We start from the raw sequence: 13,845 nt of genomic DNA on the forward strand, positions 1-13,845 counted from the left end.
CATTTGAGCGCAGAACAAAAATAAGAGGTTAGCTGTGTCAGAACAAATGTCACCCGATCAAGGGGTTGTTGAGCTGTTTTTAGATGCGATGTGGATGGAGCGAGGATTATCTGAAAATACGCTTTCATCTTACCGCAATGATCTGTTTAAACTATTACAGTGGATGGCGGCCAACAATTATCGACTCGACTTTATCAGCTTATCTGGCCTGCAAGAGTATCAATCCTGGCTGGTAGACCAACAATACAAGCAGACATCACGTGCGCGGATGTTGTCGGCCATCCGGCGACTGTTCCAATATTTGCACCGAGAAAAAGTCCGCGCGGATGATCCGAGTGCGCTGTTGGTTAGCCCTAAATTGCCCAAACGTTTACCGAAAGATCTTAGTGAAGAGCAAGTGGAAGCACTGCTTGATGCTCCGGATCCGAATGATGCGATAGAGTTACGGGATAAAGCGATGTTAGAACTGCTTTATGCGACGGGTCTACGCGTGACTGAATTGGTCAGTTTAACGATGGAAAATATTAGTCTGCGTCAAGGGGTTGTGCGCGTAACGGGTAAAGGCGGTAAAGAGCGTTTGGTGCCGATGGGCGAAAATGCGGTCGATTGGATTGAAACTTTTCTCCAACAAGGTAGGTCTGAGTTACTTGGGGATAATACTTCTGATGTAGTTTTTCCCAGTAAACGTGCGCGGCAAATGACTCGCCAGACATTCTGGCACCGTATAAAGCGCTATGCCGTATTGGCAGGGATTGAGACGGAATTACTGTCTCCCCATGTCCTGCGCCATGCCTTCGCGACCCACTTGCTTAACTATGGTGCGGATCTTCGTGTGGTGCAGATGTTACTGGGGCATAGTGACTTGTCGACCACACAAATTTATACTCATGTAGCAACAGAGCGTCTGAAGCAGCTACACAGTGAACACCACCCAAGAGCGTAATCGCTTTTGGCTCAACCAATCGAATTTAAGGTGACTTGAATGAGCGTATTACGCCGAATGACCCTACTGACTTTACCTTTGCTGTTAGCGGCGCAAACCGTATCGGCCAATGAGGTTAAGTTTGACAAAGCACAGCTAGAGGCGCGTTTTGCCAAGCTGGGTTTAGAAGTGAAAGATATTACTGCCGCAGATATTGATGGCCTAATCGAAGTGAACACCAGTGGTGGGGTATTGTTTGCGTCACCAACCGGGGATTATTTCTTAGCGGGAACCTTATACCAGTTGGATGAAAGCGGCCAATATCAAGATGTACTGGCTAAGCGCCAAGCACCGATTAACGCGGCGAAAATCGCTGCGTTTAAAGACAGCATGATTGAATTTAAAGCCGATGATGAGAAATACGTCGTGACAGTCTTTACCGATGTTACGTGTGGCTACTGCGTGAAACTTCACAGTCAGATGCAAGGCTACAATGATCTCGGTATTACGGTGCGTTACATGGCTTTCCCTCGTCAAGGTGCAACAGGCATGGTCGCTGATCAAATGGCGGCAGTATGGGGCGCGAAAGATCCGCAAGCGGCAATGCATGACGGTAAAGTGAATCGTCAATTCCCTAAAACGGGTGACGATTTCGCTAAGTTCCAACAGATCATCAAACAACACTACTCGCTAGGCCGTGAGCTTGGTATCAGCGGTACTCCTGCGATTTTCTTGCCAAATGGTGAGATGATTGGTGGTTACCTACCGCCAGAACAGCTTGCTCAGCGTCTTGAGCAACTTTAATTAACTTGATGAAGAGCCTCATTTGAGGCTCTGATGCCCTTTATGATAGAAATTCAACGTAGACCTGAAGTTGATTTAACCCTTCTTCCCGACACCATCGCACCACTGCTCAAACGCATTTATATTGCGCGTGGTATTCACCATGTGGAGCAACTAGATACCGCTGCGCGAGCGCTGCACTCTTACCAAAAATTGCATGGAATTGAAGCCGCCGTTACGCTGCTGTTTGAGGCGATTCAAACCGACAAACGCATTATTGTGGTCGGTGATTTTGATGCCGATGGCGCTACTAGTTCGGCGCTGTCGGTGCTGGCGCTACGCATGCTGGGATCGAACAATGTCGATTACTTAGTGCCGAATCGTTTTGAAGATGGCTACGGCTTGAGCCCTGATGTGGTCGATCAAGCTATCGCGCTTGGTGCACAAATGATCATGACGGTTGATAACGGTGTCTCTTCCATTGAAGGGGTTCGTTACGCCAAGCAGCAGGGGTTACAGGTTTTGGTCACCGATCACCATCTTCCCGGCCATGAACTGCCCGAAGTCGATGCCATGGTCAATCCTAATTTACAAGAGTGCGCTTTTCCCTCTAAAGCCTTGGCTGGCGTTGGCGTGGCTTTCTATCTGATGATGGCGTTGTGTGTTCACATGCGTAAGCACAACTGGTTTGTAGATAAAGGCATGGCAGAGCCCAAGTTGATGGAGTTGATTGACTTGGTTGCCCTCGGCACAGTGGCTGACGTTGTGCCGCTGGATGAGAATAATCGCATTTTGGTCCATCAAGGTTTGCAACGTATTCGCGCTGGCAAGGCGCGACCAGGTATTCAAGCATTGATTGAAGTTGCTAAGCGTGATGCACGTCGCTTGGTGGCGTCTGATTTTGGTTTTGCGCTCGGTCCACGTATTAATGCAGCAGGTCGCTTGGATGATATGTCTTTTGGCGTTGAACTGCTGATGAGCACCAATATTTATGCAGCACGGCGTATGGCGAGTGAGCTCGATGGTCTTAACCAAACGCGTAAAGAGATTGAAGAGGGCATGAAACAAGAAGCGATGGCTTTTTGTGAGCGCCTGCAGTTTGGTGAACAAGACATGCCCCATGGTTTGGTGTTATTCCAGCGTGACTGGCACCAAGGTGTGATCGGTATTTTAGCTTCGCGGATCAAAGACAAATTTCACCGTCCTGTAATTGCTTTTGCCGATGGTGGGGAAGGGAGCATCAAAGGATCGTGTCGATCGATTGCGGGCGTTCATATGCGTGATGTGCTTGATCGTATTGATACGCAAAACCCAGGTTTGATTGTTAAATTTGGCGGTCATGCAATGGCGGCAGGTTTGACCATCTTAGAACAAGACTTTACTCGCTTTGCAACGCTGTTTGATCAAGCTGTCAAACAGGATTTAGATGAAGCGGTGCTAAAAGGGGTATTACTTTCTGATGGTGAGCTAAAGCCTGAAGAATTTTCGATGCACACCGCAGAGTTACTGCGATCAGGTGGGCCATGGGGACAAGCGTTTCCGGAGCCTCTGTTTGACGGCGAATTTAAAGTTTTACACCAAAAATTGGTCGGCGAGAAGCACCTCAAATTGATGCTAGAGCCGCTGCATAAAGGCCATCCGACCAACATTATGATCGATGGGATCGCGTTTAATGTTGATCTGCGCCGTTGGCCTGATGCTTCTGTCAAAACCGTTCGCTTAGCCTACAAACTTGATATTAATGAGTTTCGTGGCAATCAGTCGTTGCAGTTGATGATTGATCATATTGAGGCGAGGTAGTGCCTTAACTTGTGTCATTGCATAGAACGTCGAGGGAGCGAGTAGGAATCTCTAAAGGTTTTCTGCTTGCTTCAAGAGCTCCTCAACTCGTGCTTCCCTCGTTCTTAAGGATGACGCTGCTTTACATGGTTTGTTAGATACATTGTCATTCCAGAAACGAGGGATGAGTTATCTGGAATCTATTGTCAACGATCACTTTGATTAGATTCTGAATCACGCTCGTACCTCACAGTTCAGAATGACGCCCTGATGTTCTTAATCTCTCGCTTTTTTCATCGCATCCCCTAATAACCTTTCATATTTCTTTAAAACTGATCAATTAAACCGTGATCGCTAGCACGTTTTATTCCCATCTGTATACAATTTGTAATTGGTCAGACCAATTAGATTGCTGTTTTAATCATCTATTGTTATCAAAGTGTTGGTGTTAGGCGCGTTCTATGATTTGGGTCAATTTTTGACTGGAACTTGCGTTTTAATTATGTTAATTTTCTCGCCAACTTAGAATTGGTATTACCAATTGACTGCGTACAGAGTAGAAGAAAAACAATTATGGCTTATCAAAGGATTCGTCAGCCAAAACTCTCAGACGTTATTGAGCAAGAGTTAGAAAGGCTGATTGTGGAAGGAACACTATCTCCAGGGCAGCAGTTGCCTCCTGAGAGAGAGTTAGCGAAGCAATTTGATGTCTCGCGTCCTTCAATCCGTGAAGCGATACAACGCCTAGAAGCGAAACGTCTTCTTACTCGACGTCAGGGTGGTGGCACATTTGTTAGTGAGAGTATTTGGACAGGTTTTTCCGATCCTCTGCTAAATTTATTGTCTAGTCACTCTGAAACTCAGCTGGATTTACTTGAAGCGCGTCATGCGATGGAAGGTATTGCAGCGTATTTTGCAGCAGTTCGTGGTACCGAGGAAGATTTTGCACGTATTCAGGCTTGCCTGACTAACATCAGCGAAGAGCAAACTAACAAGAATGTTGAAGCGGAGGCCGCTGCAGTGATGCAGTTTCTGATTGCTTTAACCGAAGCGGCGCACAATGTTGTGTTACTTCACATTGTTCGCAGTCTTGGTCCTCTGCTTGAGCAAAATATCTTACAGAATTTAAAGCTCTTACATCGCCGCGATGAAGTGGTCGATAAAGTAAGTACACACCGAGCTAACATTGTCGATGCGATTGTTTCTGGACAGCCTGAAAAGGCGCGTGAAATGTCACATTCACATTTAGCTTATATTGAAGAGACATTGTTGGATTTGACGCGTGAAGAGTCGCGAAGAAAACGTTCTTTACGTCGAATTCAGCAAGGTAACGATTCTTAACACAAGAAACGGTTACTTAAATAAGTAGATCCAACCAACAGAAGGATAGATCGCCATGTCTGACATGAAGCATGACGTAGACGCACTGGAAACTCAAGACTGGCTAGAAGCCCTTGAATCAGTTGTTCGTGAAGAAGGTGTAGAACGTGCACAGTTTCTACTAGAAACCGTACTAGAAAAAGCACGTCTAGACGGCGTTGATATGCCAACCGGCATCAACACAAACTACATTAACACCATTCCAGCAACACAAGAGCCAGCTTACCCAGGTGACACAACGCTTGAGCGCCGTATCCGCTCGATCATTCGCTGGAACGCAATCATGATTGTATTGCGTGCTTCTAAGAAAGATCTAGACCTAGGCGGTCACATGGCTTCTTATCAGTCAGCGGCTGCATTCTACGAAGTCTGTTTCAACCACTTCTTCCGTGCTCCAAATGAGACGGACGGTGGCGATCTCGTTTATTACCAAGGTCACATCTCTCCAGGCATCTACTCTCGTGCATTCGTTGAAGGTCGTCTAACGGAAGAGCAGCTAGATAACTTCCGTCAAGAAGTCGACGGTAAAGGTATCCCATCATACCCGCACCCTAAACTGATGCCTGAGTTCTGGCAGTTCCCAACGGTATCAATGGGTCTTGGTCCAATTTCTGCGATCTACCAAGCGCGTTTCCTTAAGTACCTAGAAGGTCGTGGTCTTAAAGATACTTCCGCTCAGCGCGTATATGCGTTCCTAGGTGACGGCGAGATGGATGAGCCAGAATCACGTGGTGCTATCTCTTTCGCTTCACGTGAGAAGCTAGATAACCTATGTTTCCTAATCAACTGTAACCTACAGCGTCTCGATGGCCCTGTAATGGGTAACGGTAGCATCATTCAAGAACTTGAAGGTCTATTCAAAGGCGCAGGTTGGAACGTTGTTAAAGTTATCTGGGGTAGCAACTGGGATGCACTACTGGCGAAAGATACCACTGGTAAGCTGCTTCAGTTGATGAACGAAACCGTTGATGGTGACTACCAAACATTCAAATCTAAAGATGGCGCATACGTACGTGAGCACTTCTTTGGTAAGTACCCAGAAACAGCGGCACTCGTTGCCGATATGACGGATGATGAAATCTTCGCTCTTAAGCGTGGTGGTCATGACTCATCTAAGCTTTTTGCTGCATTCAACAATGCCAAAGAGACTAATGGTAAGCCGACAGTAATCCTAGCTAAGACCGTTAAAGGTTACGGCATGGGTGACGCCGCAGAAGGTAAGAACATCGCACACGGTGTTAAGAAAATGGACATGACGCATGTTCAATACCTGCGTGATCGTCTAGGCCTACAAGATCTTCTTTCTGATGAGAAAGTGGCTGAACTTCCTTACTTGAAACTGGAAGAAGGCACTGCTGAGTACGAATACCTTCATGCTCGTCGTAAGGCGCTGCAAGGTTACACTCCAACTCGTCTGCCTAAGTTCACTCAAGAATTCAAAGTACCTGAACTAGAAGAGTTTGCTCCTCTATTGGGTGCTCAGAAGCGTGAAATCTCAACTACGATGGCTTACGTTCGTACGTTGAACATCCTGCTTAAAGATAAGAACATTGGTAAGAACATTGTTCCTATTATCTGTGATGAAGCACGTACCTTCGGTATGGAAGGTCTATTCCGTCAGGTTGGTATCTACAACCCACAAGGTCAAGAATACACACCTGAAGATAAAGGCATCGTTTCTTACTACAAAGAAGCAACGTCTGGTCAAGTTCTTCAAGAAGGTATCAATGAACTAGGTTCAATGGCTTCATGGGTTGCGGCGGCAACGTCATACAGCACTAACGATCTACCAATGATCCCGTTCTACATCTACTACTCAATGTTCGGTTTCCAACGTATTGGTGACATGGCATGGCTAGCAGGCGACCAACAAGCTCGTGGTTTCCTACTTGGTGCAACGGCTGGTCGTACTACACTAAACGGTGAAGGTCTACAGCACGAAGATGGTCACTCGCACATTCAAGCGAACACTATCCCGAACTGTATCTCTTACGACCCAACATTCGCTTACGAACTAGCGGTAATCATGCAAGACGGTATTCGTCGCATGTACGGTCCTGAGCAAGAGAACGTTTACTACTACCTAACAGTAATGAACGAGAACTACGCAATGCCAGCAATGCCGGAAGGCGCTGAAGAAGGCATCCGTAAAGGTATCTACAAGCTTGAATCTCACGCAGGTAGCAAGGGCAAAGTTCAACTAATGAGCTCTGGTACTATCATGAACGAAGCGCGTAAAGCGGCGGTAATTCTAAGCGAAGAGTACGGCGTTGCATCTGACGTGTTCTCGGTAACCTCGTTCAACGAACTGACTCGTGACGGCCAAGCGGTTGAGCGTGACAACATGCTGCACCCAGAAGCTGAAGAGAAAGTACCGTACATCACGACGGTTCTTGGCAGTGAGCCTGCAATCGCGGTCACTGACTACATGAAGAACTACGCTGAGCAAGTACGTGCTTACATGCCAACTGAGTCTTACAAAGTACTTGGTACTGACGGTTTCGGTCGTTCAGATAGCCGTGAGAACTTGCGTCGTCACTTCGAAGTGAACGCTGGCTATGTTGTCGTTGCTGCGCTAACTGAATTGGCTAAACGTGGTGATGTTGACAAGTCTGTAGTGGCTGAAGCGATTGCTAAGTTCAACATCGACACTGAAAAAACTAACCCGCAATACGCATAAGGTAGAAAAACAATGACAATCGAAATTAATGTACCAGACATCGGTGCTGATGAGGTTGAAGTAACTGAGATTCTAGTCAACGTTGGTGACAAGGTTGAAGAAGAGCAGTCACTGATCACTGTTGAAGGCGACAAAGCTTCAATGGAAGTTCCTGCGTCTCAGGCGGGTATCGTAAAAGAGATCAAAGTAGCGGAAGGCGATAGCGTTTCGACTGGTTCTTTAATCATGATCTTCGAAGCAGAGGGTGCTGCAGCAGCGCCTGCTGCGCCAGCAGTTGAAGCGGCGGCACCTGTTGCTGCAGCGCCTGCCGCGGCCGTTGAGCTGAAAGAAGTTCACGTGCCAGATATCGGCGGTGATGAAGTAGAAGTTACTGAAATCATGGTTGCAATTGGCGATGCAGTAGAAGAAGAGCAATCTCTTCTTACTGTTGAAGGCGACAAGGCTTCAATGGAAGTTCCAGCACCATTCGCGGGTATCGTTAAAGAGATCAAAATCGCTTCTGGTGACTCAGTTTCTACGGGCTCTTTAGTGATGGTGTTTGAAGTGGCTGGCTCTGGCGCCGCGGCTTCGGCTCCTGCAGCAGTAGAAGCACCAGCAGCACCTGCGGCGGCTCCTGCGGTAGCGGCTGACAAAGAAGTAAACGTGCCAGATATCGGTGGTGACGAAGTAGAAGTTACTGAGATCATGGTTAAAGTTGGCGACACAGTAGAAGAAGAGCAATCTCTAATCACTGTGGAAGGCGACAAAGCGTCGATGGAAGTTCCAGCGCCGTTCGCAGGCACTGTCAAAGAGATCAAGATTGCTGAAGGTGACTCAGTCACAACGGGTTCTCTTATCATGGTATTTGAGGTTGCAGGCGCAGCGCCAGTAGCAGCACCGGCAGCGACGGCTCCAACGCCAGCACCAACAGCAGCACCTGCGGCGGCTCCAGCAGCCAAAACAGAGTCTGCTCCAGCAGCGAGCGACTTCCAAGAAAACAATGAGTACGCTCACGCGTCTCCAGTTGTTCGTCGTCTTGCTCGCGAATTTGGCGTCAACCTTTCTAAGGTGAAAGGATCTGGTCGTAAGAGCCGTATCCTTAAAGAAGACGTTCAGTCTTACGTTAAAGAAGCGCTTAAGCGTCTAGAGTCTGGTGCGGCAGCATCTGGCAAAGGCGGTGACGGTTCTGCTCTTGGTCTACTACCGTGGCCAAAAGTGGACTTCAGTAAGTTTGGTGAAACCGAAGTTCAGAAACTATCGAAGATCAAGAAGATCTCTGGTGCAAATCTACACCGTAACTGGGTAATGATCCCTCACGTTACACAGTGGGATAACGCTGACATCACTGAGCTAGAAGCATTCCGTAAAGAACAAAATGCTATCGAAGCGAAGAAAGACACTGGTATGAAGATCACGCCTCTTGTGTTCATCATGAAAGCAGTAGCGAAAGCGCTAGAAGCCTTCCCAGCGTTTAACTCTTCACTGTCTGAAGATGGCGAAAGCATCATTCTTAAGAAGTATGTTAACGTAGGTATTGCTGTTGATACGCCAAACGGCCTAGTTGTTCCGGTATTTAAAGACGTGAACAAGAAAGGCATTTACGAGCTATCTGAAGAGCTGATGGTTGTCTCTAAGAAAGCACGTTCGGGCAAGCTGACTGCGGCTGACATGCAAGGTGGTTGTTTCACTATCTCTAGCCTTGGTGGCATTGGTGGTACGGCATTTACACCAATCGTCAACGCACCAGAAGTTGGTATCCTTGGTGTGTCTAAGTCTGAAATGAAACCTGTATGGAACGGTAAAGAATTTGAACCGCGCCTACAACTGCCACTGTCTCTATCATACGATCACCGTGTGATCGATGGTGCGGAAGGTGCACGTTTCATTACGTTCCTAAATGGTGCGCTATCAGACATTCGTCGTCTTGTTCTTTAATCGAGACTAGATGATAGAGAGGCGGCAAGTGAGCCGCCTCTATTACAAATAATTACTGAACAATTTGATGCGAGACTTTAGATAAAATAAGGTTTTCACAATCGAATTGTTGTCTAGCTCACAGGCTAAATTGATTTACTTTTCACTCCATTAACATCTCTGTAAACTGTTGGCGGTCTGAAAAATAACTGTTTAAAACAAATTGACTTGAACAAATAAATCAATACCCACTCAGCCTGTTAGGGATAATGACTACAAGAGGTCACAATGAGCAAAGAAATTAAAGCCCAAGTTGTTGTACTTGGTTCTGGTCCTGCTGGTTACTCAGCTGCATTCCGTTGTGCAGACTTAGGTCTTGAAACTGTACTTATTGAGCGCTACAGCACCCTAGGTGGTGTGTGTCTGAACGTGGGTTGTATCCCATCAAAAGCACTGCTTCACGTTTCTAAAGTTATCGAAGAAGCGAAAGCGATGGCTGACCACGGCGTTGTATTCGGTGAGCCACAAACTGACATCAATAAGATTCGTATCTGGAAAGAGAAAGTTGTTAACCAACTGACTGGCGGTCTTGGCGGTATGGCGAAGATGCGTAAAGTTAACGTGGTTAACGGTTACGGTAAATTCACTGGCCCTAACTCTATCCTTGTTGAAGGTGAAGGCGAATCAACAACAGTTAATTTCGATAACGCTATTATTGCTGCGGGCTCTCGCCCAATCAAACTGCCGTTTATCCCACATGAAGATCCACGTATTTGGGATTCGACTGACGCGCTAGAGCTGAAAGAAGTTCCTGGAAAACTGCTTATTATGGGCGGTGGTATCATCGGTCTAGAAATGGGTACGGTTTACCAATCTCTTGGTTCTAAAGTAGACGTGGTTGAAATGTTCGACCAAGTTATCCCAGCAGCCGATAAAGACATTGTTAAAGTTTACACTAAGCGTGTGAAGAACAAGTTCAACTTGATGCTAGAAACGAAAGTAACGGCAGTTGAAGCGAAAGAAGATGGTATCTACGTCTCAATGGAAGGCAAAAAAGCACCAGCAGAAGCTGAGCGCTATGATGCCGTTCTTGTTGCTATCGGCCGTGTACCAAATGGTCTACTTATCGACGGTGAAAAAGCGGGTCTAGAAATTGACGAGCGTGGTTTCATTAACGTTGATAAGCAAATGCGTACAAACGTACCGCATATCTTTGCCATCGGTGATATCGTTGGCCAACCAATGCTTGCTCACAAAGGTGTGCATGAAGGCCATGTTGCTGCAGAAGTTATCTCAGGTAAGAAGCACTACTTCGACCCGAAAGTGATTCCTTCAATTGCTTATACTGAGCCAGAAGTGGCTTGGGTTGGTAAAACAGAAAAAGAAGCAAAAGCGGAAGGTCTTAACTACGAAACAGCGACATTCCCATGGGCTGCTTCGGGCCGTGCGATCGCCTCTGACTGTTCTGACGGTATGACTAAGCTTATCTTTGATAAAGACACTCACCGTGTTATTGGTGGTGCTATCGTGGGTACTAACGGTGGTGAACTGCTGGGTGAAATCGGTCTTGCCATCGAGATGGGTTGTGATGCAGAAGATATCGCACTAACGATCCACGCGCACCCAACGTTGCACGAATCTGTTGGTCTTGCGGCTGAAGTGTTTGAAGGTACGATCACTGACCTGCCAAACCCTAAGGCGAAAAAGAAAAAGTAATCATCACTGGTGATTGAATGTTAAAAACCGCTGCTAAGTCAGCGGTTTTTTATTGGCTGAAATACAGCAATAAAAAAGCCCACTGGTAAAGTGGGCCTGATTCAGACGTGATTAATTAGCCATTTTTTGCGTGCTTGTAGATGCACAGCATGTCTAAGTAATTTGTCGTGAGCTTCTTCATCATCTCTTCATCATGTGTACGTGTTGCTTGGATAAACAGTGAGTAGAAGATACCGTGGAACAAGGTTGCAAGCTCTGCTGGTGAATGTTGATCGCACACTTCGCCACGTTCAATTGCTTTAACAAACATATTTTGTACCAGCAATTGGTTAGTGCGGTTAGTGGTCACAAACAGTGGCCAAACTTCGTCGCGAGTCGATGCGCTCCACTCGAACCATACCTTCAGCCAGTGACAATCGTTAATGACCAATTCGATCATTGCAGACGTCAGGTTGCTAAGGTTTTCTTTGGCGTGAAGGTCAAGATCGATATTGTCAGATAAGAAGTTTGAGAACTGACGTACAACGTAGTTAAGTACATCGTCGACTAGATCTTCGCGAGTCGGGAAGTAGTTAAACACGGTTGCAACCGAAACTTGTGCAATTTCTGCAATGTCTGCGTGGCCGCCACGGCCTATGCCTCGTCGGGCAAAGACTTCGACAGAAATTTCCATCAGTTGTTGCTTACGTTTTTGCGGAGATAGCCGCGTACGCGGTCTTTTCGCTATAGAGTCCATAGTTAATTTCCTTGCCAAATGACTTGTTTATAGTATTTATTGGGCTTTGCCCTAATTAGTATTATGTGTATTGCTTGACGCCCTATGAGTGTAATGGTGCATATCAAGAAGGTCAACGATTTACGTTTATTTTATAATCAGATTTATTAATATGTTATGAAACCTGAACATAGAAAATCCTGTTGTTCTGTGTTTATTTTTAGGCAAACGTTTTTCTCATCGCTGGGTAATGTTAGACTACGCGCCTCAAACATCAGACAGTACTTGAGCAAAGACAATACCGCTTAAGATACGGCTAACGTGAAAAAAGAGATCAGTATGAAACATACAGTAGAAGTGATGATTTCTGAGCAAGAGGTTCAGGATCGCGTACGTGAATTAGGTAAGCAGATCACTGCACACTATCAAGGTAGTGAAGATTTAGTCTTGGTGGGCTTGCTACGTGGCTCTTTTGTCTTTATGGCTGACTTGGCACGCTGTATTGAGCTGACGCATCAGGTGGACTTTATGACCGCTTCTAGCTACGGCAATACGATGGAAAGCTCGCGTGATGTGCGTATCTTGAAAGACCTTGATGATGACATCAAAGGCAAAGACGTATTAATTATCGAAGACATTATCGATACTGGTAATACGCTGCACAAAATCAAAGAGATCCTATCTTTGCGAGAGCCTAAATCGATTGCAATTTGTTCACTGCTCGACAAACCAACGCGTCGCGAAGTACAAGTGCCAGTAGAGTGGATTGGTTTTGAAATCCCAGACGAGTTTGTCGTTGGGGTTGGAATCGACTATGCACAAAAGTATCGTCATCTACCGTATATCGGCAAAGTGGTGCCACAAGAGTAATGTCTCGTGCTGCGACTATCATTGGTCGTGTTCTGACGATAAAAACGCCCGCATTTGCGGGCGTTTTGCATGATTAACTCAGCGACATAACAAACGGTGTTGAGGGTTAAGGATCGCTTCCATCGCTTTGTGGTAAGAGGTTTCAACCGAATCATGTGAGTGGGAGCGAACACCGAGGTATTGCAGTTTACCATCGCCAATACCATATACGACACCATGAATCTCTACATCCTGCCCTCGTTCCCATGCATTTTGCATTATGGTTGAGTTGCCCAAGTTGTACACTTGTTCGGCGACGTTGATCTCACACAGCTTATCGGCGCGATCTTGGGCTGGCATATGCTCAAGGTATTCACGGTGCTTGAAGTATAAATCGCGAATATGCAGTAACCAGTTATTGATCAAGCCGAGTTTAGGGTTATCGATTGCGGCATTCACGCCTCCACAATCGTAGTGACCACAGACAATTACATGTTTAATTTTTAATACATCGATAGCGTACTGCACGACGGAAAGACAATTAAGGTCAGTATGAATCACCTGATTGGCGACGTTCCGATGAACAAACAGTTCTCCAGAGTACAAACCCGTTAAACGTTCAGCGGGAACGCGGCTATCGGAACAACCAATCCACAAAAACTCTGGGCTTTGACCCTGTTCCAGTTTGGTAAAGTACTCGGGACGATCTGCTGTGATTGATTGAGACCATTTAGAGTTATTCTCAAATAGCTGTTTTATTTCTGGCATCTTAGTTGCGGTCCTTCAAAAATACTTGAATGACTATACACAATGTTACAATTTTGGTCGCGTTTAAAATGGTCTGATAGCGACTCATCTGACGTGTTTGAACTAAAAAAATCATAAACTTAGCGATTATGCTAACCAATAGTTATAACGTATGAATTATGTGGCGTAATTAACCCTTATCTGGTGCAGATGTCATTTGGTAGAGTGATGAAGTTAGTGGTTTTTTTAGCAAATCGATTACATTTTACTAAAAAATTTATGGTTATTTCGCCACACTAACCAATCCAATTAAAATAAGTTAAAACTAAGATGTTGTTTATTGTGTCGCAACACGCCTAGTGATGAGGAAGCGTCATGGCC

At 45.9% G+C, this 13,845-nt stretch carries 10 protein-coding genes; 8 read left to right on the forward strand and 2 right to left on the reverse strand.

The features are described from left to right. Nucleotides 1-46: 46 nt before the first annotated feature. From xerD to lpdA, 7 genes are all read left to right on the forward strand, one after another. Nucleotides 47-943 (forward strand): site-specific tyrosine recombinase XerD, encoded by an 897-nt coding sequence (xerD, locus tag BS19_RS05355; protein WP_038173981.1) that lies wholly within the window; start codon nucleotides 47-49, stop codon nucleotides 941-943. Between the two features lie 39 nt (nucleotides 944-982). Beyond that, complete coding sequence (locus BS19_RS05360; protein WP_038173838.1) at nucleotides 983-1,726, forward strand: thioredoxin fold domain-containing protein; 744 nt, start codon at nucleotides 983-985, stop codon at nucleotides 1,724-1,726. Nucleotides 1,727-1,768: 42 nt separating this feature from the next. Beyond that, complete coding sequence (gene recJ, locus BS19_RS05365) at nucleotides 1,769-3,505, forward strand: single-stranded-DNA-specific exonuclease RecJ (protein WP_038173982.1); 1,737 nt, start codon at nucleotides 1,769-1,771, stop codon at nucleotides 3,503-3,505. Nucleotides 3,506-4,057: 552 nt separating this feature from the next. Then, on the forward strand, nucleotides 4,058-4,825 hold the full coding sequence (gene pdhR, locus BS19_RS05370) for a pyruvate dehydrogenase complex transcriptional repressor PdhR (RefSeq protein ID WP_038173839.1): 768 nt from the start codon (nucleotides 4,058-4,060) through the stop codon (nucleotides 4,823-4,825). A 55-nt stretch (nucleotides 4,826-4,880) separates the two neighbouring features. Then, the gene (gene aceE / locus BS19_RS05375; RefSeq protein ID WP_038173842.1) at nucleotides 4,881-7,544 is read left to right on the forward strand and encodes a pyruvate dehydrogenase (acetyl-transferring), homodimeric type; all 2,664 of its coding nucleotides are present in this window, start codon (nucleotides 4,881-4,883) and stop codon (nucleotides 7,542-7,544) included. Nucleotides 7,545-7,556: 12 nt separating this feature from the next. Next, nucleotides 7,557-9,458: a pyruvate dehydrogenase complex dihydrolipoyllysine-residue acetyltransferase gene (gene aceF, locus BS19_RS05380; protein WP_038173843.1), complete on the forward strand. Its 1,902-nt coding sequence runs from the start codon at nucleotides 7,557-7,559 to the stop codon at nucleotides 9,456-9,458. Between the two features lie 267 nt (nucleotides 9,459-9,725). Continuing rightward, nucleotides 9,726-11,153 (forward strand): dihydrolipoyl dehydrogenase, encoded by a 1,428-nt coding sequence (gene lpdA, locus BS19_RS05385; RefSeq protein ID WP_038173844.1) that lies wholly within the window; start codon nucleotides 9,726-9,728, stop codon nucleotides 11,151-11,153. A gap of 115 nt (nucleotides 11,154-11,268) precedes the next feature. Here lpdA and BS19_RS05390 read toward each other — a convergent pair whose 3' ends face one another. Continuing rightward, nucleotides 11,269-11,889, reverse strand: coding sequence for a LuxR/HapR/OpaR family quorum-sensing transcriptional regulator (locus tag BS19_RS05390; RefSeq protein ID WP_038173845.1), 621 nt, complete (start codon nucleotides 11,887-11,889; stop codon nucleotides 11,269-11,271). A 318-nt stretch (nucleotides 11,890-12,207) separates the two neighbouring features. On the opposite strand from BS19_RS05390, the gene hpt reads away from it, so the two are divergent. Beyond that, nucleotides 12,208-12,738: a hypoxanthine phosphoribosyltransferase gene (gene hpt, locus BS19_RS05395; protein WP_038173846.1), complete on the forward strand. Its 531-nt coding sequence runs from the start codon at nucleotides 12,208-12,210 to the stop codon at nucleotides 12,736-12,738. Between the two features lie 78 nt (nucleotides 12,739-12,816). Here hpt and can read toward each other — a convergent pair whose 3' ends face one another. After that, nucleotides 12,817-13,485 (reverse strand): carbonate dehydratase, encoded by a 669-nt coding sequence (gene can, locus BS19_RS05400; RefSeq protein WP_038173847.1) that lies wholly within the window; start codon nucleotides 13,483-13,485, stop codon nucleotides 12,817-12,819. Between the last annotated feature and the right edge of the window lie 360 nt (nucleotides 13,486-13,845).

Source organism: Vibrio pacinii DSM 19139, assembly GCF_000711795.1.
Classification (GTDB): Bacteria; Pseudomonadota; Gammaproteobacteria; order Enterobacterales; family Vibrionaceae; genus Vibrio; species Vibrio pacinii.